Annotated in this window: 17 protein-coding genes; 8 read left to right on the forward strand and 9 right to left on the reverse strand. The window is 73.5% G+C overall.

The features are described 5' to 3' along the window. Nucleotides 1-5 precede the first annotated feature (5 nt). Nucleotides 6-716, reverse strand: a complete 711-nt coding sequence (locus tag FB382_RS06035; RefSeq protein WP_182537619.1) for a DUF4191 domain-containing protein — start codon at nucleotides 714-716, stop codon at nucleotides 6-8. A 65-nt stretch (nucleotides 717-781) separates the two neighbouring features. Beyond that, nucleotides 782-1,714, reverse strand: coding sequence for a lipoyl synthase (lipA, locus tag FB382_RS06040; protein WP_343055501.1), 933 nt, complete (start codon nucleotides 1,712-1,714; stop codon nucleotides 782-784). Between the two features lie 73 nt (nucleotides 1,715-1,787). Between lipA and FB382_RS06045 the strand changes: the two genes are divergently transcribed. After that, on the forward strand, nucleotides 1,788-2,231 hold the full coding sequence (locus tag FB382_RS06045) for a hypothetical protein (RefSeq protein WP_182537621.1): 444 nt from the start codon (nucleotides 1,788-1,790) through the stop codon (nucleotides 2,229-2,231). A gap of 7 nt (nucleotides 2,232-2,238) precedes the next feature. Here FB382_RS06045 and lipB read toward each other — a convergent pair whose 3' ends face one another. Together lipB and FB382_RS06055 are read right to left on the reverse strand one after the other, a co-directional pair. Further along, nucleotides 2,239-2,973: a lipoyl(octanoyl) transferase LipB gene (gene lipB, locus FB382_RS06050; RefSeq protein WP_182537623.1), complete on the reverse strand. Its 735-nt coding sequence runs from the start codon at nucleotides 2,971-2,973 to the stop codon at nucleotides 2,239-2,241. A gap of 25 nt (nucleotides 2,974-2,998) precedes the next feature. After that, nucleotides 2,999-3,895 carry an alpha/beta hydrolase gene (locus FB382_RS06055; RefSeq protein ID WP_182537625.1) on the reverse strand — a complete coding sequence of 299 codons (897 nt, stop codon included), beginning with the start codon at nucleotides 3,893-3,895 and terminating at the stop codon, nucleotides 2,999-3,001. Nucleotides 3,896-3,961: 66 nt separating this feature from the next. Between FB382_RS06055 and FB382_RS06060 the strand changes: the two genes are divergently transcribed. After that, nucleotides 3,962-4,396 carry a hypothetical protein gene (locus FB382_RS06060; RefSeq protein WP_182537627.1) on the forward strand — a complete coding sequence of 145 codons (435 nt, stop codon included), beginning with the start codon at nucleotides 3,962-3,964 and terminating at the stop codon, nucleotides 4,394-4,396. A gap of 3 nt (nucleotides 4,397-4,399) precedes the next feature. Here the strand turns inward: FB382_RS06060 and FB382_RS06065 are convergent, their stop codons facing one another. Next, on the reverse strand, nucleotides 4,400-7,924 hold the full coding sequence (locus FB382_RS06065) for an ATP-binding cassette domain-containing protein (protein WP_182537629.1): 3,525 nt from the start codon (nucleotides 7,922-7,924) through the stop codon (nucleotides 4,400-4,402). 63 nt (nucleotides 7,925-7,987) lie between these two features. Beyond that, nucleotides 7,988-8,878 carry a TIGR01777 family oxidoreductase gene (locus FB382_RS06070; RefSeq protein ID WP_182537631.1) on the reverse strand — a complete coding sequence of 297 codons (891 nt, stop codon included), beginning with the start codon at nucleotides 8,876-8,878 and terminating at the stop codon, nucleotides 7,988-7,990. A gap of 132 nt (nucleotides 8,879-9,010) precedes the next feature. Between FB382_RS06070 and FB382_RS06075 the strand changes: the two genes are divergently transcribed. Next, entirely contained in the window at nucleotides 9,011-12,178 is a 3,168-nt protein-coding gene (locus tag FB382_RS06075) for a response regulator (RefSeq protein ID WP_182537633.1), read from the forward strand. Between the two features lie 57 nt (nucleotides 12,179-12,235). Here the strand turns inward: FB382_RS06075 and sucB are convergent, their stop codons facing one another. Both sucB and lpdA read right to left on the reverse strand, forming a co-directional pair. Further along, entirely contained in the window at nucleotides 12,236-14,047 is a 1,812-nt protein-coding gene (gene sucB, locus FB382_RS06080; RefSeq protein WP_182537636.1) for a 2-oxoglutarate dehydrogenase, E2 component, dihydrolipoamide succinyltransferase, read from the reverse strand. Between the two features lie 57 nt (nucleotides 14,048-14,104). Continuing rightward, the gene (gene lpdA / locus FB382_RS06085) at nucleotides 14,105-15,496 is read right to left on the reverse strand and encodes a dihydrolipoyl dehydrogenase (protein ID WP_343055502.1); all 1,392 of its coding nucleotides are present in this window, start codon (nucleotides 15,494-15,496) and stop codon (nucleotides 14,105-14,107) included. A gap of 110 nt (nucleotides 15,497-15,606) precedes the next feature. Between lpdA and FB382_RS06090 the strand changes: the two genes are divergently transcribed. Next, nucleotides 15,607-15,966 (forward strand): hypothetical protein, encoded by a 360-nt coding sequence (locus FB382_RS06090; protein WP_246377105.1) that lies wholly within the window; start codon nucleotides 15,607-15,609, stop codon nucleotides 15,964-15,966. 131 nt (nucleotides 15,967-16,097) lie between these two features. Here the strand turns inward: FB382_RS06090 and FB382_RS06095 are convergent, their stop codons facing one another. Then, entirely contained in the window at nucleotides 16,098-17,600 is a 1,503-nt protein-coding gene (locus tag FB382_RS06095; protein WP_182537638.1) for a leucyl aminopeptidase, read from the reverse strand. A 56-nt stretch (nucleotides 17,601-17,656) separates the two neighbouring features. Here FB382_RS06095 and gcvT point away from each other — a divergent pair, with 56 nt between their 5' ends. From gcvT to FB382_RS06115, 4 genes are all read left to right on the forward strand, one after another. Beyond that, nucleotides 17,657-18,781, forward strand: a complete 1,125-nt coding sequence (gene gcvT, locus FB382_RS06100) for a glycine cleavage system aminomethyltransferase GcvT (protein ID WP_182537639.1) — start codon at nucleotides 17,657-17,659, stop codon at nucleotides 18,779-18,781. Nucleotides 18,782-18,788: 7 nt separating this feature from the next. Further along, nucleotides 18,789-19,046 (forward strand): hypothetical protein, encoded by a 258-nt coding sequence (locus FB382_RS06105; RefSeq protein WP_182537640.1) that lies wholly within the window; start codon nucleotides 18,789-18,791, stop codon nucleotides 19,044-19,046. A gap of 76 nt (nucleotides 19,047-19,122) precedes the next feature. Continuing rightward, nucleotides 19,123-20,643: a SigE family RNA polymerase sigma factor gene (locus FB382_RS06110; protein WP_182537641.1), complete on the forward strand. Its 1,521-nt coding sequence runs from the start codon at nucleotides 19,123-19,125 to the stop codon at nucleotides 20,641-20,643. A gap of 17 nt (nucleotides 20,644-20,660) precedes the next feature. Further along, complete coding sequence (locus tag FB382_RS06115; protein WP_182537642.1) at nucleotides 20,661-21,482, forward strand: PhzF family phenazine biosynthesis protein; 822 nt, start codon at nucleotides 20,661-20,663, stop codon at nucleotides 21,480-21,482. Nucleotides 21,483-21,507 lie beyond the last annotated feature (25 nt).

Below are 21,507 nucleotides of genomic sequence, written 5' to 3' on the forward strand. Positions count from 1 at the left end.
GCGGGTCAGCGACCCCGCATGTTGCCGCGCATGCCCTTCATGCTGGTCGGCACCGGGCCCTTGGGCATCGGGATGGCCGACCGGTTGGCGTCGAGCGCCTTGAGGCGGTTGAGGATGTCGGTCATCTCGGCGGGCTTGACCGAGCGGCCGAGCTTCTGGACGTGGCGCGCCAGCTTGGGCAGCGGCACCTCGCCCTCGCCGTTGCCGCACACGATCTCGTGGACGGGGGCGTCGGAGACGACGCGCTCGTGCTTGCGGCGCTCGCCGGCCAGCAGCTGGCGGACCCGGTTGGGGTTGCCCTCGCCGATCAGGACGATGCCCGGAGGGCCGACCACGCGGTGCACTACGTCCTGCTGCTTGGTGAAGGCGACGGCCGGGTCGGTGCGCCAGCCGCGCTTGAGCATCCGCAGGGCGGCCGCGGCGGCGCCGGGCTGTCCCTCCATCTGGCCGTAGGCGGCCTTCTGGGCGCGCCGGCCGAAGACGATGAGCGCGGCGAGCGAGCCGAAGAGGATCGCGCCGACGATCGCGATGACCAGGCCGATGACCCCGCCACCGGGCAGGAACCAGAACACGGCGAAGCCGACAGCCGCGGCGACGAGGAACGCGACGACCAGCAGCAGACCGAGCCGGGGGTCGGTCTTCTTCGCCATCCGGTAGGTCTCGACGAACTGCCGACGGCGGCTCATCTTCTCGGGATCGGTGGGGGCCTTGGCCATGGTGTGTGCGGTCTCCTGCGGTGGTGCGGGCTGGTGGTGCCGGATAGGGGAAGGCTACTGCCGGATCAGGCGCTCGCGCCCTCGCGAGCGGCCATCGCCTGCTGGTAGAGGCGCCCGGCGCGGTACGACGAGCGCACCAGCGGGCCCGACATGACGCCGGAGAACCCGATCTGGTCGGCCTCGTCCTTGAGCTCGACGAACTCCTCCGGCTTGACCCAGCGCTCGACGGGGTGGTGCCGGGCGGAGGGGCGGAGGTACTGGGTGATGGTGATCAGCTCGCAGCCGGCCTCGTGCAGGTCGCGCAGCGCCTGGCTGACCTCCTCGCGGGTCTCGCCCATGCCGAGGATGAGGTTGGACTTGGTCACGAGACCGAAGTCGCGGGCCTGGGTGATCACGTCGAGGGAGCGCTCGTAGCGGAACGCGGGACGGATCCGCTTGAAGATGCGCGGCACCGTCTCGACGTTGTGGGCTAGCACCTCGGGCCGCGACTCGAAGACCTCGCGGAGGAGGTCGGGCTTGCCGTTGAAGTCGGGGATGAGGTTCTCGACGCCGGTGTCGGGGTTGAGCTCGTGGATCTGCTTGACGGTCTCGGCGTACAGCCAGGCACCGCCGTCCTCGAGGTCGTCGCGGGCGACGCCGGTGATGGTCGCGTAGCGCAGGTCCATCTTCTGCACCGACTCGGCCACGCGGCGGGGCTCGTCGCGGTCGAGGGGCTGCGGCTTGCCGGTGTCGATCTGGCAGAAGTCGCAGCGCCGCGTGCACTGGTCGCCGCCGATGAGGAAGGTCGCCTCGCGGTCCTCCCAGCACTCGAAGATGTTGGGACAGCCGGCTTCTTGGCACACGGTGTGGAGGCCCTCGGACTTCACCAGGCTCTGGAGGTGCTTGTACTCGGGGCCCATCTTGGCCCGGGTCTTGATCCACTCCGGCTTCCGCTCGATCGGGGTCTCGGCATTGCGGACCTCGAGGCGGAGGAGCTTGCGGCCTTCGGGTTGCGTCACGTCGCGCAACTCTACGCCGGGGGAGTGGGGCACCCAATTCGGTCAACCGCGTGCGGGATACGGTCGGGGCACCATGACCAGAGCAGCCACCACCGCACGCGCACGCCGTGCGCTCGCCGCCTCCTCGATCGTCCTGCTGGGCTCGCTGCTGAGCGCCTGCGGCGACGACTCCTCGACGCCCTCGTCGGCCGACTCCTCCTCGGGTGCACCGACCTCGCAGGCCGTCCCGAGCCAGGGCAGCGCGGACAACCCGTTCGACTCCTCGCTGGTCGGGCCGACCAAGGGCCAGCCCGGGCAGGTGCTCACCGAGACGCTGACCAACACCGGCCGGCTGCCGGACGCCTACCAGGTCGTCATCGACCCCGCCGAGGCCGCGCGGGTCAAGGTCTCCAGCTTCACCCTGGGGCCGGGCGAGAGCGCGAAGGTCAAGATCCTGGTGCTGTCCACGCCGTTCGACGTGCACCTCAAGACCGCCGGCGGCGGCGCCCCCGACACCACCGCGATGACGATCTCCTAGGAGACGACTAGGAGCGCGTCGGCGTCAGCAGCTCGATGCGTGGCGCGCGGCCGGGCTCGGGCCTCGGCTCGTAGTCCGGCGTGGCGTCGTACGGCGCCCACGCGAGGTAGTCGCGCAGGTGGCGCTGCACGGTCGGCAGCACCTCGTCGACGGTCACGTCGCGGCCGAGCTCCTGGCTGAGCGAGGTGACGCCGGCGTCGGCGATGCCGCAGGGGACGAAACGGTCGTACCAGCCGAGGTCGACGTCGCAGTTGAGCGCGAAGCCGTGCATGGTCACGCCGCGGCTGACGCGGATGCCGAGCGCGGCGATCTTGCGCTCGGGGCCCCGGTCGTCGGCCTGCAGCCAGACACCGGACCGCCCGGGCACCCGGGCGGTGGTGACGCCGAGGTCGGCGCAGACGTGGATCAGGGCCTCCTCGACGCGGCGGACGTAGTCGACGACCTTCACGTGGTCGGGGAGCGTGACGATGGGGTAGCCCACCAGCTGGCCGGGGCCGTGGAAGGTGATCTTGCCGCCGCGGTCGACGTCGATGACCTGGGCGCCACCCGGGTCGGCCGGCCGCTCGTGCGGGTCGGTGCGCTTGCCGGCGGTGAAGACCGGCGGGTGCTCCAGCAGCAGGACCGTGGCGGGCAGGTCACCCGCGACGACCGCCGCGTGCACGTCGCGCTGGAGGTCCCAGGCGGCGAGGTAGTCCACCGCGTCGGGGCCGAGGCCGACGGTCCGGAAGGTCAGGTCGCTCACGGATTCGACCCTACTCCGGCGCCACTCACGCCCCGAGGCTCGCCCCGAGGAAGGCCAGCTGCTCGGGCAGCATCCGGCGCCAGTAGCCGGTGTCGTGCCCGCCCGGCTCGTTGATGGCGACCACGGTGCCGTCCGGGAAGCCCGCGACGTAGTCCACGACGGCGGGGAAGAACGGGTCGCCGGTGCCGACGTCGATGCGCACGGCGATGCCGGCCAGGTCGGACTGGTGCCCGAAGACGGTGTTCTGCTCGTACTCCTCGGGGCTGGAGAAGCCCGAGTCGGACGCGTCATCCGCGTCCGTCCACAGGGCCGGGCTCGACGCGACCACCGCCGGGACGACCTCGTTGCCGAGCAGGCCGGCGAGGCGGAGGGCGCCGTACCCGCCCATGGACCAGCCGATCAGGCCGTAGCGGTGGGTGGCGACGCCGTGGCCGGCGAGCCGCGGGAGCAGCTCGTCGGTGACCATTGCCGAGGCGTCCTCGCCGGAGGGGCGCGGGTGCCAGTACGACGTGCCGCCGTCGACCGTCGCGATCGCGAACGGCTCGCCCCCCTGGGCGACGTACTGGGCGAGGTAGCGGCCCAGCCCGAACGACGGGCCGGTCAGGGTCGCGTGGTCCTCGCCGAGGCCGTGCAGGGCGACGACCAGCGGGAGGATGCCGGTGCTGACGGGCGGCATCACGAGCGACCAGCCCGTCTCGGCGCCGAGGCGGTGCCGCGAGGTGAACGAGCCGCTGACGACCGGCCCCGGCTCGATGTCGGGGACGGTGCCGGGGTCGCCGTTGAGCCCCAGGTGCTGCTGGAGCCAGGGTCGGCCGGGCAGCACGCGCCGCTCGATCCCGACGCCGGCGCCGGCCACCGCGGCGACCCCGACCACGGCGGTGCCGCCCAGGATGAGCGAACGGCGGCTGATCGACCGAGACATGCCGCCAGTCTCCCAGCCCTGTGGACAACCGGCGGGTGGCCGCGCCGCAGTGGGTAGGAGGTGGGGGTGATCCTCCCGTCGCTCGCCCTGCTCACGGCCCTGGCACCCCCGGTGGCCCCCGCCCCGCCCGACCCGCTCGAGGTCCTCCACGCGTGGGACGCCGCGCGGGCCGCGGCCTGGGCACACGCCGACGTACCCGCGCTGCGCAGCCTGTACGCCGCCGGGTCGGCGTCGGGCGCCGCCGACGTCGCAATGCTGCGGGAGTGGCGTGCCCGCGGCGTGCGCGTCGAGGGGATGTCGATGCAGGTGCTGGCGGCTCGTGAGCTGTCCGCGACGTCCCACCGGCTGGTGCTGCGGGTGACCGACCGGCTCGTGGGCGCGCAGGCGGTCGTGGCAGGACGGCGGGTGCCGCTCCCGCGCGACGAGGTGTCGCGGCGGGTGCTGGTGCTCGTGCGGGTGGCCGGGGAGTGGCGGGTCGAGGAGGCGCGGGACGCAGGCTGAGGGTCAGCCCGCGAGCCGCCCCCACCGCGCCGAGAGCTCGGCCCAGGGGCCGACGGCCGCGACCCGGCCCTCCACCAGCACGACGACCCGGTCGGCCTGCGCCAGCGCGGCCCGCTTGGACGTGGCACCGACCACGGTGGCGCCCCGCTCGCGGAGCCCCCGCCACAGCTCGATCTCCGTGGCGGCGTCCAGCGCCGACGAGACGTCGTCGGCGACGAGCAGCTCGGCGTCGCAGGCGAGGGCACGGGCCAGCGCGAGGCGCTGGACCTGGCCGCCCGAGAGCCGCACGCCGCGGTGGCCGACGACCGCGTGGGGGCCGCCGGCCTCCTCGACGTCGCGGCCGAGGCGGGCCGCCTCGAGGGACGGGTCGACCAGGCGGGTGGCGTGGTCGAGGCTGACGTTCTCGCCGAACGTGCCGGACAGCACCCGCGGCACCTGCGCGACGTGGGCGACGCGGCCCGGGCGCAGGAAGGTCTGGGGGTCCTCGACCGGACGGTCGTTCCAGCGGATCTCGCCGGTGCTGGAGACCAGCCCGCTCAGCGCCGACAGCAGGCTGGACTTGCCCGAGCCGACCTGGCCGAGCAGCAGCACCAGCTCGCCGCGGTGGAGGGTGAGGTCGACGTCGCTGACGCCGACGGTGCCGTCGTCGTGGACGGCGGTCAGGCCGACCAGCTCGAGCGTGCGCAGCTCCTCACGGGGCACCGGGGTCGGCGCGGGTGCGGCGCCGGTGACGAGGTCGACGCCCGGCGGCAGCTCCATCAGGTCACCACCCCCGGCCAGCCGGCTGGTGGCGCGCATCCATGCGCGGGTGCCGGGCGCCTCGGTGATGACCGAGCCGGCCACGCGACCGAACCAGTCGAAGCCGTTGACCGCGCCGGCCACGAGCAGGGCCGTGGCCAGCCCCCAGCCGCCGCCGACCAGGACCGCCCACGCGGTCACGACACCGCACTGGACCATGACGATCGGGACACCGTCGAGCAAGGCCTGGACGCGGTGCTCGCGGACCGCCGCGTCGACGCGGCCGCCGTCGACCTCGCGGAGGTGGGCGTGGACGCTCGGGGTCGCCGCCGCCAGCTTGACCGTGCGGACGGAGTCGAGCGTGGAGACCAGGGAGCGGCCGAAGCGGGCGCGCGCGGCCGAGGAGGCAGCGGCGGAGCGACCGGCGATCCGGCGGCCGAACGACGAAGCCAGTGAGCTGGCCAGCATCACCATGAGCAGCACGCCGCCGGCCAGGAAGCTCTGGGCGGCCACCGCGGTGACGCCGGCGATGATCAGGCCGTTGACGAAGTCGACCCAGCGGTCGGCGTAGCGGGCCAGCCGGTCGGCGTCCATGGTGCGGGCCACGACCTCGCCCGGCGGGGTGCGGTCGAGGCGGCGCTGCATCGTCTGCCCGACGAGGACGGCCGTGCGGGCCCGCAGCATCACCGAGATCCACCAGCGCGGGTAGCGCCGGAAGGCCTCGGCCATCAGGAGCGGCCCGACGAGCAGGGAGACCACGAGCGCGGTGACCAGGACCCACGGGTCCTCACCGCGCTGGAGGCCGGCCACGAGGTGGCCCCAGAGGAATCCGGTGACCGCACCGAAGGCACCGGTGAGCGCCGAGACCAGGAACAGCCCGACCGAGAGCAGGCCCCAGCGCGGCTCGATCAGGAGCGCCGACGTCGTGGCCCGGGCCAGGCCGGGGATCGGTCGCAGCGTGGGCGGGGCCGGCGGCTCGCCGGTGCGCCGGGCGGTGCCGACCGCGGTGCCGGGGTGGGCGGCCCCGTGGTCGTGCTCGTGGTCGTGCTCGTGCTGCTCGGCGTCCCGCGAGGCCGCCAGCAGGTCGCGGAAGGGACCGTCGGCCTGCGCCAGCCGCGCCCGCGGGCCCTGCTGCACGACCCGGCCGCCCTCGAGCACGGCCACCTGCTCGGCACGCTCGGTCGTCGAGAGCCGGTGGGCCACGAGCAGGCCGGTGCGGCCGGCGAGCAACCGGTCGGCGGCACGCACGACGTGGGCCTCGGTGACGGGGTCCATGCGGGCGGTTGCCTCGTCGAGGACCACGACGCGCACGTGCCGGACCAGCAGCCGGGCGAAGGCGACCAGCTGCTCCTCGCCCGACGACAGGCTGGTGCCGCCGGGGCCGAGGAGCGTCTCGAGGCCGTCGGGGAGGCCGGCGACCCAGTCCTCGAGACCGAGCTCGACGATCGCGGCCTCGACCTCGGCCCGCGGCACGGGCTGGAAGAGAGTGATGTTCTCGGCGAGGGTGCCGGCCAGGATCTCGGTGCGCTGGGTGACCACGCCGACCGCGGACCGGAGCTGCTGCAGGTCGACGCCGAGCAGGTCGACCCCGCCGAGGAGGACCGACCCGGGCTCGGGCTCGACGGCGCGGGACAGCAGCGAGGCGAGGGTGGACTTGCCCGAGCCGGTGCGGCCGACCAGCGCGCAGGTGGTGCCGGCGGGCACCCGGAGGTCGACGTGCTGGAGGGCGAAGGGGCCCTCGGCGTAGGCGAAGTGGAGGTCGCGGAACTGCACGTCGAGGGCGCCCGCGGGCAGCGCGTCGCCGCCGACCGGCTCGGGCTCGGAGCCGAGCAGGCCCCGCAGGCGGAGCACCGCACCGAAGCCCGCCTGGAGGTCGGGCAGGTGCCGGGCGAGCTGGTCGACCTGGCCGACGAACATCGTGGTGACGAGGTAGAGCGTCACGAGCGCGGCCGTGTCGAGCCGGCCGTCGACGACCAGCGCCACGCCGACGACGGCGGTGGCCGCGAGGACCCCGTGGAGCAGGGTGCCGGTGCGTCGCCCGATCCGGCTCTCGTAGCCGAGCACGACGGCGAAGCGGTGGTGGACGGTCGCGGCGAGCTCGGTGCAGCGACGCAGCAGGTAGGCCTGGCCGAGGCTGGCGCGCAGGTCGTCGCGACCCGCCACGCCCTCCTCCATCGCGGCCGCGTGGTCGGTCCAGGCGGCCTCCTCCTCGACCTTGCGGGCCGCGAGTGGAGCGAGCAGCGGCCGCACGACGGCGACCGCGGCCAGGCCCGCGACGGGGAAGAGGAAGAACGCCGGCCACCAGGTCGTGCCGGCCACGATCCACAGGGGCACCGAGGCGAGCGAGGTGCGGATCGCCTGCCACGCGCTCTGCCGCAGCAGCACGCCGACCTCGTGGGTGTCGTCGTCGACCCGGTCGAGGACCTCACCGACGGCCTGCTCGGTGAGGGCCGCCAGCGGCTGGTGGAGCGCCGCGTCCAGCAGGTCGGCGCGCAGCCGCCCCTCGGCGCGGTCGACAACCCCGGCCCAGAGGGTGCGGGCGGCGGTGTCGAGCACGGCCGCGCCGACGACACACGCGGCCAGGGTCCAGAGCAGGTCGGTCGTGGCGTGCTCGGCGAGCCGACCGGCGACCAGCGAGCCGAGGGCGGTGCCGACGGCCGCGAGGGCACAGGCCGCGAGCGCCCAGGCGGCGATCGGGCCGCGCAGCCGGCGCCAGTCGACGGTGCGCTCGGGACCCGGCTGCGGGGTCGTCGCAACCGGGTGAGGGGTGGGGATCTCGGTGAGCGTCATCGAGGACGACGCTACGTCCCGGGACCGACGTCCGTCGTCCCGTTTTTGCGCTCTTGGCAGGGGTCAGCCCAGCCCGGTGGCCAGCACCTCGGTGACGTCGCGGTCGCGGAAGGAGTAGCCCGCGGACTGCAGGGCGGCGGGCCGGACGTTGAGCGAGCCGAGCAGCTCCGGGGCCATCTCCCCGGCGCCGACCCGGAGCACCGCGGCCGGGGCGAACGCGAACGCGGGCCGGTGCAGCAGCCGGGCCAGCGTCTTGGTGAACTCCGCGTTGGTGGGGGTGCGCGGGCAGCACAGGTTGAAGGGGCCGTGCGCGTCCTCGTGCTCGGCGAGGTGGACCACGCCACCCACCCAGTCGCGGAGCGAGACCATCGCCATGTGCTGGCGGCCGTCGCCCAGCCGGGCCCCGAGACCGAGCCGGAAGACGGTCGCGAGCTGCTTGAGCGGGGCGCTGCGGTGGTCCATCACCGGCGCGGTGCGCAGCACGCAGACACGGGCCCCGGCGACGGACGCCGGCTCGGTGGCCGCCTGCCAGTCGCGGGTCACCTGGGTGAGCAGGGCCTGTCCCCGGCTGTCGGACTCCTCGGTCAGGACCTCGTCGCCGTGGTCGCCGTACCAGCTGATGCCGTTGCCCGCGAGGTACGCCGGGTGGGTGCCGCTGCTCGCGATCGACTCGGCGAGCACGCGGGTCGTGGTCACCCGGCTCTCGCGCAGCTCGCGGGCCCAGGTCTTGGAGTGCGGGTTGCCCGCCGTCGGGGTGCCGGCGAGGTTGACCACGACGTCGGCGGACGCGACGACGTCGTGGTCGAGGGTGCCGGAGTAGGGGTCCCAGGAGGACTCGCCGCGGCCGGGTGAGGTGCCCCGGACGAGTCGGGTGACCTGGTGTCCCCGGGTGGTGAGCTCGCGGGTCAGGTGGGTGCCCAGGAAGCCCGAGGCTCCCGCGACGACGACGTGCATGACGCCACCCAACCATGTCCGGCCAACCATGTCCGGCCAACCATGTCCCGCCCACCATGTCCCGGGTCCGAGGGGTCCAGTGATTCGGAGGGTCCTGAGACGCCGTGGTCCGGAATGCGGGACCATCTGGGCATGGAGCTGCGCGACCGGGACGACGACGCGGCCACGGGGAAGCTCGAGGACTGGGTGCTCCGTGCGGTGCCCGACGGCCTCTGGGTCATCGGCCCCGACGGCGCCACGACGTACGCCAACGACCAGCTGGCGCGGATGCTGGGCCTGGCCGACGACGAGGTCCTCGGTTTCTCGGCCTTCGACGCCCTCGACGCCGAGGGCGGCGAGCAGCTGCGCGAGCACCTCGCCCGGCTGGAGGTCTCCCGGGAGCCGGGCGCCGACCTGGAGTGCCTCTTGCGCCGCCGGGACGGCTCGGAGTTCTGGGCGCTGGTCAGCCACACGCCGCTCGTCGACCACCGCGGGGAGCACCAGGCGTGGCTGCACCGGGTGCGCGACCACTCGGCCCAGCGCCGGATCTTCGAGGAGCTCGAGCGCCGCGAGGTCCAGCTCGCCGAGGCCCAGGCCATCGCCCGGATCGGCAGCTGGGAGCGCGACGTCGGTGAGGGCGTCCTGCGGTGGTCCGACGAGCTCTACCGCGTCTTCGGGCTCGACCCGCAGACGTTCGTGCCGTCCCCCGAGTCGTTCTTCGAGCTGCTCCACCCCGACGACCGGGCCGCGGCCCACCAGACGTACGCCGAGCTCCAGAACGGGAGCCAGCCCGTGGAGACCATCGAGATGGACTCCCGGCTGGACCGGCCGCTCGGGGAGCCGGCGCGCTGGGTCCGCACCCGGGGCGTCGTGGTCCGGGACGAGACCGGAGCCATCATCCGCACCGGCGGCACCGTGCAGGACGTGACCGACAGCAAGGAGGCCGAGCTGGGGCTGGCGTTCCTCGGCGCGATGGCGGGGGCCGCGAACGAGGCCTCCACCCTCGAGGAGGCGCTGCTCGCCGCGGACACCGTGGTGCGCCCCTTCACCCAGTGGCCCGCCGTGCTCGTGTCCGTCCCGGACCCGGGGACGCCCGGCAGCCTGGTGCACGTCGAGGCGGGCTGGGCCGGCACCACCGAGGAGCAGTTGGCGGAGGCGCGGGCCCTCGCCGTCCGCGCCGCCGACGAGCGCCGCGTGGTGCAGCAGGTCGGCTCCGACGGCACCCACCTCGTGGCCGGGCCGGCGCTCGTGGGCGAGCGCCTGGCCTGCGTGATCACCTCCAGCACCCGTGCCGCGACCCCGCCGCGCCCGTCCGAGCTGTCGATCTTCCGACAGATGCTGACCCTGCTGGCCCACGTCTCCGAGCGTGAGGAGGGCGGCAAGGAGCTGGCCACGGCACGCGACGAGGCGCTGGCCGCCTCCCGCGCGAAGTCGGACTTCCTGGCGACGATGAGCCACGAGATCCGGACGCCGCTCAACGGCGTGATCGGCCTCAGCGAGCTGCTCAGCCGGACCGAGCTGACCGCCCACCAGCGCCGGCTCGCCCAGGGCGTCGACCAGGCCGGCCGCACCCTGCTCGCGCTCGTCAACGACATCCTCGACCTGTCCAAGATCGAGGCCGGGCGGCTCGACCTCGAGGAGGTCGACTTCGACCCGCGCGCCATCCTCGAGCAGAGCGTCGGCCTGGTCTCGGACCGGGCCAGCCGCAAGGGGCTGGAGCTCGTGGTCTCCAGCGCCGGCCAGATGCCCTCGATGGTCCGCGGCGATCCCGTCCGCTTCGGGCAGGTGATCACCAACCTCGTCGCCAACGCCGTGAAGTTCACCCACGCGGGCGAGGTCGTGGTGCGGGCCCGTGGGGATGGCGACGGGTCGACGGTGCGCGTCGAGGTCTCCGACACCGGCATCGGGATCGAGCCGGAGGTGCAGCGGCGCCTGTTCACGGCGTTCTCACAGGCCGACAGCTCCACCACCCGCCGCTACGGCGGCACCGGGCTCGGCCTGGCCATCAGCCAGCGGATCGTGGCAGCCATGGCCGGGGAGATCGGTGTCGAGAGCGCTGCGGGTGCGGGCAGCACCTTCTGGTTCACGGCGGCGTTCGGGCCGGCCACCCTGCAGCAGCCGCCCACCGAGCAGGCCCTGCGGGAGGCCGTGGCTGGGCTGCGGGTGCTCGTCGTCGACGACAACGCCACCAACCGCTTCATCCTCTGCGAGCAGCTCGAGGCCTGGCAGGTCGAGGTGACCGCGGTCGAGTCGTCGTACGAGGCCCTCGTCGAGCTCGACGCCTCCGCCCGCGGGGCCGCGCCGTACGACGTCGCCCTGCTCGACTACATGATGCCGGGCGCCGACGGTGAGCAGCTCGCACGGATCATCCGGTCGGAGGAGCGGCACCGCGGGCTGCGACTCGCGCTGCTGTCCTCGTCGCTGGAGCCCGGCCCGGAGTGGCTCGCGAGCGCGGGCATCGACAGCTTCCTGGGCAAGCCCGTGCTGCCGTCGCGGCTCCTCGACCTGCTCGCCACGCTCGGCGGCCGGCTGGATCCGGGGCAGGCCGTGACGCCGGTCGTGACCCGCCCGGTGTCGGGCGCCGCGCGCGGTCGGCTGCTGGTCGTGGAGGACAACCCGGTCAACCAGATGGTGGCCGAGGGCGTGCTCGGCGCGCTCGGCTACGACGTCGTGCTGGCCGACAACGGCGCCGCCGGCGTCTCCGCGCTCGCCGACGACCCCGACGGCTTCGACGCGATCCTGATGGACTGCCAGATGCCGGTGATGGACGGCTTCGACGCCACCCGCGCGGTCCGGGCGATGAGCGGTGACGGCGCGCGCATCCCGATCATCGCGATGACCGCGGCCGCGACCGGCGAGGAGCGCGAGCGTTGCCTCGACGCCGGCATGGACGACTTCCTGACCAAGCCCGTCGTGCCCGACGTCATCGAGGCCACCCTGGCGCGCTGGGTGCACCCCACCGACGTACGCCGCGGCTCCACGGCCGCCCGTCGCCTGCACGAGCTCGTCGAGCGCGACGGCATCGACGCCTCGCTCGTGCGCCGCATGGTGGACCGCTTCGGCGACTCGGCCACCCAGGCGGCCCGGGCGCTCGCCGCAGCCGTGCGGGCGGGCGACGCCGAGGAGGTCGTGCGGGTCGCCCACGGGCTGCGGGGGAGCGCGGCCAACCTCGGACTGCTCGACCTGGCCGAACGGTGCGCGACGCTGGAGGAGCACGCCCGCGGCGGGTCGGTGCCCGCCGCCGCCCAGGCCGCCGAGGTGTCCGACGCGGTGGTCGTCGGCATCGCCGAGCTCACCGAGGCCGTCCGCGACCTGCCGTAAATGACGAATCGGCGCAACTGCCGGGGAATCCCCGGCGGTTGCGCCGACTCGGCGAGGTCAGACCTCGAACTGGCCCGCCTCGAGGCGCTGCTTGACGTCCTTGAGGAAGCGGCCGGCGTCGGCCCCGTCGACCAGCTGGTGGTCGTAGGAGAGCGACAGGTAGACCATCTGGCGCACGGCGATCGTCTCGCCGAGGTTCGGGTCGTCGATGACGACCGGGCGCTTGATGACGGCGCCCGGACCGAGGATCGCGACCTGCGGCTTGTTGATGATCGGGGTGTCGAAGAGCGCCCCGAAGCTGCCGAGGTTGGTGATCGTGAAGGTGCCGCCGGACAGCTCGTCGGGGCCGATCTTGTTGGAGCGGGTCCGCTCGGCGACGTCGGCGATCTTCTTGGCCAGGCCGGCGATCGAGAGGTCGCCCGCGTCCTTGACGACCGGGGTGAGCAGGCCCTTCTCGGTGTCCACCGCGAACGCGACGTTCTCGCGGTCGTAGTAGGTCACCTCGCCGGCCTCGGTGTCGATCGCGGCGTTGAGCTTCGGGTGCACCTTGAGCGCGTCGATCGCCGCCTTGGCGAAGAACGGCAGGTAGGTCAGCTTCACGCCCTCGCGGGCCAGGAAGTCGGCCTTCACGCTCTCGCGCAGCCGCGCGATGTTGGTGACGTCGACCTCCATCACCTGGGTCAGCTGGGCCGAGGTCTGCAGCGAGTCGACCATCCGGGTGGCGATGATCTTGCGCAGCCGCGACATCTTCTCGGTCGTGCCCCGCAGCGGCGACGGGGTCGTCGACACGGGTGCCGACGAGGCGGCCGCGGCGGGGGCGGCGGGGGCGGCGGCCGGGGCGGCGGGCTGCTGCTTGGCGGCCGCGGCGTCGAGGACGTCCTGCTTGCGGATCCGGCCACCCACGCCGGTGCCGGTCACCGTCGACAGGTCGACGCCGTGCTGGCCGGCCATCTTGCGGACCAGCGGCGTGACGTAGCCCGCGGCGTCGCCGCCCCGGGTCGACTCGGCGGCGGGCTCGGGCTCCTTCTCGGGTGCCTTCTCCTCGGCCTTCGGCTCGGCCTTGGGCTCTTCCTTGGCGGGCTCGGGCTCCTTCTCGGGTGCCTTCTCCTCAGCCTTCGGCTCGGCCTTGGGCTCGTCCTTGGGCTCGTCCTTGGCGGGCTCGGGCTCCTTCTCGGGTGCCTTCTCCTCAGCCTTCTCCTCGGCCGGGGCGGCGCTGCCGTCACCGATCACGGCGAGCTCGGCACCGACCTCGACGGTCTCGTCCTCCTCGACCTTGATCTCGAGCAGGGTGCCGGCGACCGGCGAGGGGATCTCCGTGTCGACCTTGTCGGTGGAGACCTCGAGCAGCGGCTCGTCGACCGCGACCTCGTCGCCGACCGCCTTCAGCCAGCGGGTGACGGTGCCCTCGGTGACGGACTCGCCGAGCGCGGGCAGCGTGACGGACGTGCCGCCGCCACCCCCGCCGGACGGCTTGCTCTCGGCGGCCGGCTTCTCCTCGGCGGCGGGCTCCGGGGCCTGCTCCTCCTCGGGCTCCTCGGCCTGCTCCTCGGCGGCGGGCTCGGGGGTCTCCTCCTCGGCGGGCGCCTCCTCCGCCGGCGCCTCCGCGGACTCCGACGACCCGCCGGACTCACCCTCGTCACCGATGAGTGCGAGCACCGCGCCCACCTCGACGGTGTCGTCCTCGTTGGCCTTGATCTCGAGCAGCGTGCCCGCGACCGGCGAGGGGATCTCGGTGTCGACCTTGTCGGTCGAGACCTCGAGCAGCGGCTCGTCGACGGCCACGCTGTCGCCGATCGACTTCAGCCAGCGGGTGACGGTGCCTTCGGTGACGGACTCGCCCAGTGCTGGGAGGTTGACTTCGGTGGCCATGGAGTTCCTTCGCTCGCGTCTGTGTCTGGTGGAGAAAGCTGGGTGATGAGTCTGGGATCAGGAGTGGGCGTGCAGCGCCTTGCCGGCCAGGGCCAGGTGGGCCTCGCCGAGCGCTTCGTTCTGGGTGGGGTGGGCGTGGATCAGGGGCGCCACGTCCTCGGCGTGACCCTCCCAGTTGTAGATCAGCTGCGCCTCACCGATGAGCTCGCCGACGCGGTCGCCGACCAGGTGGACGCCGATGACCGGGCCGTCCTTCTGGCGGATCAGCTTCACGAAGCCCGAGGTCTTGAGGATCTGGCTCTTGCCGTTGCCGCCGAGGTCGTAGGTGATCGACTCGATGCCGTCGGCGCCGTACTTCTCGGTGGCCTTCGCCTCGTCGAGCCCGACCGACGCGATCTCGGGGTGGCTGTAGGTGACGCGCGGGATGCCGGCCTCGTCGATCGGCTGCGGGGCCAGGCCCGCGATCTCCTCGGCGACGAAGATGCCCTGCTGGAAGCCGCGGTGGGCGAGCTGCAGGCCCGGGACGATGTCGCCGACGGCGTACACGCCCTCGACGTTGGTGCGGCAGCGCTCGTCGGCGAGCACGAAGCCGCGCTCCATCGCGATGCCCTGCTCCTCGTAGCCCAGGCCGACGGTCGACGGGCCGCGGCCGACCGCGACGAGCAGCAGGTCGGCCTCGATGACGCTCTGCTCACCGTTGGCCCCCTCGACCGTGACGGCGACGCTGTCGTTCGTGGACTTCACGCTGTGGAAGCGTGTGCCGACCTTGAAGTTGATCTTGCGCTTGCGGAACGCCCGCTCGAGCGCCTTGGAGGACGCCTCGTCCTCGACGGCGACGAGCCGGGGGAGCGCCTCGATGATGGTGACCTCGGCGCCGAAGCTCTTCCAGACGCTGGCGAACTCGCAGCCGATGACGCCGCCGCCGAGCACGATCACGGACTTCGGGACCGACTCGAGGCGCAGGGCGTGCTCGGAGGTGATGACCCGCTCGCCGTCGACGTCCAGGCCGGGCAGCGACTTGGAGTAGGAGCCGGAGGCCAGCACGACGTGGGCACCGGTGTAGGCGGTGTCGCCGACCGTGACCTGCCTGGGTCCGGTCAGGCGGCCCTCGCCCTCGATGACGGTGATGCCGCGGCCCTTGATGAGTCCGGTGAGGCCCTTGAAGAGACGGGAGACGACACCGTCCTTGTAGGAGTTGACCCCGGCCATGTCGATGCCCTCGAACGTCGCGTTGACGCCGAACTGCTCCGACTCACGCGCGGAGTCGGCGACCTCGGCCGCGTGCAGCAGGGCCTTCGTCGGGATGCAGCCCACGTGGAGGCAGGTGCCGCCGAGGTTGCCCTTCTCGACCAGGCCGACCTTCAGCCCGAGCTGGGCGGCCCGCAGGGCACAGGCGTAGCCGCCACTGCCCGCACCGAGGATGAGTACGTCGAAGTCGGCGTCGGCCACGCTGGTCCTTCCGTGAGGTCGCCCGGAGGGGCTGGATGTCGGCCCCATCTTTGCACTTCTCCCGAGCCTGTCCACACCGGCCCGATGCGACTGGTCAGTAGCCTGTACGCATGGCTTGGTTGGACCGATTCCGTCGTGGCACGCGCATGCGTCGCCCGGCCCGTGATGCCGCCCGCACCGGATCGACACGCGTGCGTGCCTCGACCAACGCCGACGAGCAGCACCTCCACCAGTGGGTCACCGAACGCCGTGGCGTCGAGGGGTTCGTCGAGCCCCGCACCGCCGTCAGCGACGTGACGCTGCTGCTGGTCGCCCACGACGGGGAGTGGACCCGCCGTCGCGTCCCGTCGGTGCAGTGGGCGCACAAGTTCTGCAACGGGCACCAGGTGCCGTCGTACGACGCCGCCGTCGTCGGCGTGCCGCAGCGGATGCGCGACTACAACCGGCGGCGCAAGCAGCAGGGGCTGTAGGGCGGCTGGCCCCACCGACGACGCTTCACCATGTGAAGTGGTCGAGCCGTCACTTCTCACGGTGAATTCACCATGAGAAGTGCAGCTTCACCCACTTCACATGGTGAAGCGTCGTCGCGGCCGGGCGGGCGCTATTCGGCCAGCGACCGTGCGTAGTCGACGAGGGTGGCCACGGCGAAGCCGGTGCCGCCGGAGGTGACGTGGCCCCACGGGCTGCCGGAGTTGAAGGCCGGGCCGGCGATGTCGAGGTGCGCCCAGGGCAGGCCGGCGGTGAACTCGCGCAGGAAGGCACCGGCGAAGAGGCCGCCGCCCCAGCGGATCCAGTCGTGCTGGGCGAGGTCGGCGACCTTGCTGCTGGTGATCCGCTCGCTCATCTGCTCGGGGATCGGCATCGGCCAGTGGTCCTCGCCGGATGAGGCAGCGGCGGCGAGGACGCCGTCGACGATCTCCTGCGAGCCCATCACGCCCGCGACCCGGTCGCCGAGGGCGATGACCATGTGGCCGGTCAGGGTGGCGACGTCGAGGATGACGTCGGGCTTCGCCTCGGTGGCGCGGACGAGCGCGTCGGCCAGGATCAGCCGGCCTTCGGCGTCGGTGTTGAGGACCTCGACGGTCTTGCCGCCGTACATGCGCAGCACGTCACCGGGACGCGTCGCGGAGCCGGACACCATGTTCTCGGCCATCGGGGCGTAGCAGGTGACCTTGATCGGCAGGCCGAGCTCGGCGATCGCGAACGTCGCCTGGACGACGGCGGCCGCACCGCCCATGTCGCTCTTCATCTCCTGCATGCCCTGGGCCGGCTTGATGGTCAGGCCGCCGGAGTCGAAGGTGATGCCCTTGCCGACGAGGGCGAGGTGCTTGGTCGCGCCCTTGGGGGCGTAGGTGATCTCGACAAGGCGCGGGGGCGCGTCCGAGCCGGCGCCGACGCCGAGGATGCCGCCGCAGCCGAGCTCGGCGAGCTCCTTCTCGTCGAGGACCTTCACCGTCACCTTCGGCGCGCCGCGGCCCTTGGTCAGCTCCTTGGCGGAGGCGGACACCGCGTCGGCGAACTTCGGCGGCGTCAGGTCGCCCGGAGGGCAGTTGACCCAGTCGCGGGTCCCGGTGACGGCCTTGACGAGGACCTGCGCGTCGGTGAACGCCGCGACGTACTCCTTCTTGCGGGCGTCGGCGGCAAGCACGACGACGTCGCCCGGGTCGGTCGCGTCGGTCTTGGAGTCGTGCTTGTACGCCGTGTAGGTGTAGGCGCCGAGCTGGTAGCCCTCGATCACGGCGCGGACCATCTCGGGCGTGTCGGCGGGCAGCGCCAGCGAGACCGAGGCGGCGTTGGTGACGGCGCGCGCGGCGGTGCCGGCGGCGCGGCGTACGTCGCTCGTCGTGGCCGTCTTGCCCAGGCCCACCAGGACCAGCAGCGAGGACGTGAGGGTGCCGTGCGTGGGCACCTTGACGACCTCGCCGGCCTTGCCGGTGACGCCCAGCGTCGACAGCAGCGGGCTCAGCTTGCGCCCGTAGGCCTTGGCCACGTCCTCCCCGCCGGGGGCGATCGAGGCGCCCTTCGGCGTCTGCAGCACACCGACGACGACGGCGTCGGTGCGGGTCTTGGCAGGGCTGGCGCTTCGAAGCGTGTACGAGGTCACCGGGGCATGGTAGCCAGCCTCCCGGCCGGGGGTGCCCGCTGCGGTAGGTTCGCGCCATGTCCGACACGACGACCGACGGGCCCGCGTTGCTCAGGTCCCCGATCCATGACCGTCACGAGGCCCTGGGGGCCAAGTTCGCGGAGTTCGGCGGCTGGTCGATGCCGCTGGAGTACCCCTCGGGCACCGTCAAGGAGCACACCGCCGTCCGCGAGTCGGTCGGCATCTTCGACGTCAGCCACCTCGGCAAGGCGATGGTCGTCGGCCCCGGCGCCGCGGCGTACGTCAACGCGACGCTGACCAACGACCTCGGCCGCATCGCGCCCGGCAAGGCGCAGTACACCCTGTGCTGCGACGACGAGACCGGCGGCATCGTCGACGACCTGATCGCCTACTTCCACGACGACGACCACGTCCTCCTCGTCCCGAATGCGGCCAACACCGCCGAGGTCGTACGCCGCCTGCAGGCGACGGCCCCCGAGGGCGTGAAGGTCGTCGACCACCACCGCGACTACGCCGTGCTCGCGGTCCAGGGCACGAAGTCCGACGAGGTGCTCGCGAAGGTCGGCCTGCCGGTCGGCCACGACTACATGTCCTTCGTCGAGGCGGAGTTCGCTGGGAGCGGCGTCGTCGTCTGCCGGACGGGCTACACCGGCGAGCGCGGCTACGAGCTGATCGCGGCCAACGACGTCGCCGCCGAGCTCTGGGACGCGCTGATGGCCGCCGGCGAGGAGTTCGGGATCCTCGCGTGCGGCCTGGGCTCGCGCGACACGCTGCGCACCGAGATGGGCTACCCGCTCCACGGCCAGGACATCTCCCTCGACGTCACCCCCAACCAGGGCCGCCTGGGCTGGGCGGTCGGCTGGCAGAAGGAGGCCTTCTGGGGCCGCGACGTGCTGCTCGCCGAGAAGGAGGAGGGGCCCAAGCGCCTGCTCCGCGGCCTGGTCGCCGTCGGCCGCGGCATCCCGCGCCCCGGCATGCGGGTCTCGCTGACCCCCGACGTGCCGCTGTGCGAGATCACCTCGGGCACCTTCTCGCCGACCCTGCGCAAGGGCATCGGCCTGGCGCTGGTCCCGACCTTCGTCAACCCCGAGGCCGAGCTGGGCGTCGACGTCCGCGGCCGCCGCGAGATCTTCCAGCTGGTCAAGCCACCCTTCGTGGATCCGTCCGTCCGAGAGGCCTGATGCACCCGTGAACCTGCCCGAGCAGCCGCCGACGTTCCGACCGCCGACGCCCGCCGAGCGCCCCTGGTGGTGGCGCCTGGAGAACAAGGCCGGCGTCGAGGTGAAGGTCTCCGCCGACCTCGCGGGCGAGCGCTTCGCCAGCCAGGCCGACGCCGAGTCGTGGGTCGGGGAGATCTGGTCCGACCTGGCGGCCGAGGGCGTCGACGCGGTGACGCTCTTCGAGCACGACCGGCAGGTCTACGGGCCGATGTCGCTGCACCCCTGACCCGCGCTGCACCCATCCGCGGCGTCCTCGTCTCCGAACACTCCCCGGGACGCGGCCGCCACGTGAGGATGGGTGCATGCAGCAGGACAGCGACTTCGCGGCCTACCTGGCCGCGCGCTGGCCAGCGCTGGTCCGCACCGCGGTGCTGCTGGGCTGCCCGCGGCGCGAGGCCGAGGACGTCGTCCGCGACGCGCTCGCCCGCTGCCACCGCGGCTGGGAGCGCGAGCGGCACGCCGGCGACATCGATGCCCGGGTCCACGAGGCGCTGCTCGAGGCCGTCGCCCGCGCCGCCAGGCGGCGCACCGTCTGGCCGCACCCGGGGCTCGGGCAGCCGCAGCCGGTGCTCGACCTCGTCCCGGCCCTCGACCGGCTGACCCCACCGGTCCGGGCCGCCCTCGTGCTCGAGGCGGTCGCCGGGCTGGACCCGGACCAGCTCGACCGCCTCCTCGTTGCCTCGCCCGGTACGTCGCCCGCCGCGGGCCGGCCCGGTCCCGCGGAAGTCCGGGACGCGGCGGCGGCGATCGACGTGCTCGCTCCGCCGATCGACGCCGTCGTCATCACGGCCCGGGACCTCCGGCGCCGCCAGCTCAAGCAGATCGCCGGCGCGACGGCCGCGGTGCTCGTGCTGGTCGGCCTCGGTGCCTGGGCCGGTACCCGCCCGCCGCTCGCACCCGCTGCGGACCGGCCGCACGTCACCCGCGCGCAGAACCTCGCCGAGGTCGCCTGGTGGGCTAACGGGGTGCTGCACCTGCCGCGGGTCGAGGTGGAGCTGCCGCGGGTCAGCAGCCTGGTCGAGGTCGGCGAGGGTGCGGTGATCGGCGACCCGAGCGGCGCCGTGTCGTGGGTCGCCGATGACGGCGCCGTGACCAGGATCGGCGACAAGGCGCCGCTCGCGCCCCTGGTCGCCTCCGACGCCCACGGGTGGGCGGCCTGGGTGGACCCGGGCAGCCCGGGCGTCACGCGCCTGATCGTGTGGGACCTCGCGGCCGGGCAGGAGCTTGGGCACATCGACGTCGCGGCGCACGGTCCGCTGGCCGACCGACTCGACGACGGGCCGCACCCGGTGGGCTTCGACGGCGCCCGCCTCTACTACGCGGCCGCCGACGGCGAGTGGTCGTGGCAGGTGCCCGACGGCGAGCAGGCGGGGCTCGGCATCCCGTCGCTGCTCGCCGTCTCGCACGGCACCCGCGCCACCGCGCCGGGCGCCGGCATCCACGTCGAGCAGACGTCGTACGGCGTCTCCTTCGAGGTCGCGGGCACGGACGCCCAGCTGTCGCCGGCGGGGGAGTACCTCCTCACCCACCGGCCCACCGCCGACAACCAGCTCGGCACACCGCTCATCTACGACACCCGCAGCGGCGACCAGATCTTCACCGGCCTCGACCCGGGCGACCTGGCCGTCGCGGCCACGCTCGGCCCCGACGACGAGGTGACCTACGTGGTCGCGCACGCCGCGGACCAGCCGGAGGCGGGGGAGTTCGTCCGGCAGTCGTTCTCCGGCCCCTACGAGCTGCGCACCTGCCACCTCGGCGAGCGCACCTGCTTCACCGTCACGAAGTTCCCGCACACCGGGGCGCTGCCCGTCCTGGCCCACTGATCGCTAGGGTCCGGGACATGCGCTTCAGCCAGGTCGACGTGTTCTCCAGCGAGCCGCTGCGCGGCAACGCCCTCGCGGTCGTCCACGACGCCGATGCCGTCAGCGATGACGAGATGGCGGCCTTCGCCCGCTGGACGAACCTCTCGGAGACGACGTTCCTCCTGGCGCCCACCTCGCCGGACGCGGACTATCGGGTCCGCATCTGGACGCCCGGCGGCGAGCTGCCCTTCGCAGGCCACCCGACGCTCGGCTCCTGCCACGCCTGGCTGGAGGCCGGGGGAGTGCCGGCCTCCAGCGAGCACGTCGTCCAGGAGTGCGGCGCCGGGCTCGTCCGGGTGCGCCGCGATGGCGACCGGCTCGCGTTCGCCGCACCGCCGCTGACCCGGACCGGGCCGGTCTCCGAGGACGACGTGGCCGCCATCTGCCGGGCGCTGCGCATCACCGACGACGAGGTCCTGGAGTCGGAGTGGATCGACAACGGCCCCGGCTGGGTCGGCGTCCGGCTCGCCGACGCCGACGCCGTCCTCGCGCTCGACCCGGACTGGGCGGCCTTCGGCGACCTCAAGGTAGGCGTGGTGGGGGAGTACGCCGCCGGGCCGGTCGCCGTCGAGGTGCGCGCGTTCTGCCCCGGCTACGGCATGCCGGAGGACCCGGTCACCGGCTCGCTCAACGCCGGGATCGGCCAGTGGCTGGCGGGCACCCGCCTGCCCACGGCGTACGTCGCCAGCCAGGGCACCGCCCTGCAGCGCGCGGGCCGGGTCCACGTCTCGCTCGAGGACGGCACGGTCTGGGTCGGCGGCGAGACACGCACGACCATCGCCGGAACCGTCACGCCCTGACCGCCGCGCGGCGGTAGTCTCGGCG

Source organism: Nocardioides ginsengisegetis (assembly GCF_014138045.1).
GTDB lineage: Bacteria > Actinomycetota > Actinomycetes > Propionibacteriales > Nocardioidaceae > Nocardioides > Nocardioides ginsengisegetis.

What these genes read in the sequence shown, in the direction of transcription:
- FB382_RS06035 (WP_182537619.1), bottom strand. Translation starts at nt 716, where the DNA reads ATGGCCAAGGCCCCCACCGATCCCGAGAAGATGAGCCGCCGTCGGCAG.
- FB382_RS06045 (WP_182537621.1), top strand. Translation starts at nt 1,788, where the DNA reads ATGACCAGAGCAGCCACCACCGCACGCGCACGCCGTGCGCTCGCCGCC.
- FB382_RS06055 (WP_182537625.1), bottom strand. Translation starts at nt 3,895, where the DNA reads ATGTCTCGGTCGATCAGCCGCCGTTCGCTCATCCTGGGCGGCACCGCC.
- FB382_RS06065 (WP_182537629.1), bottom strand. Translation starts at nt 7,924, where the DNA reads ATGACGCTCACCGAGATCCCCACCCCTCACCCGGTTGCGACGACCCCG.
- FB382_RS06070 (WP_182537631.1), bottom strand. Translation starts at nt 8,878, where the DNA reads ATGCACGTCGTCGTCGCGGGAGCCTCGGGCTTCCTGGGCACCCACCTG.
- FB382_RS06075 (WP_182537633.1), top strand. Translation starts at nt 9,011, where the DNA reads ATGGAGCTGCGCGACCGGGACGACGACGCGGCCACGGGGAAGCTCGAG.
- sucB (WP_182537636.1), bottom strand. Translation starts at nt 14,047, where the DNA reads ATGGCCACCGAAGTCAACCTCCCAGCACTGGGCGAGTCCGTCACCGAA.
- FB382_RS06090 (WP_246377105.1), top strand. Translation starts at nt 15,607, where the DNA reads ATGGCTTGGTTGGACCGATTCCGTCGTGGCACGCGCATGCGTCGCCCG.
- gcvT (WP_182537639.1), top strand. Translation starts at nt 17,657, where the DNA reads ATGTCCGACACGACGACCGACGGGCCCGCGTTGCTCAGGTCCCCGATC.
- FB382_RS06110 (WP_182537641.1), top strand. Translation starts at nt 19,123, where the DNA reads ATGCAGCAGGACAGCGACTTCGCGGCCTACCTGGCCGCGCGCTGGCCA.
- FB382_RS06115 (WP_182537642.1), top strand. Translation starts at nt 20,661, where the DNA reads ATGCGCTTCAGCCAGGTCGACGTGTTCTCCAGCGAGCCGCTGCGCGGC.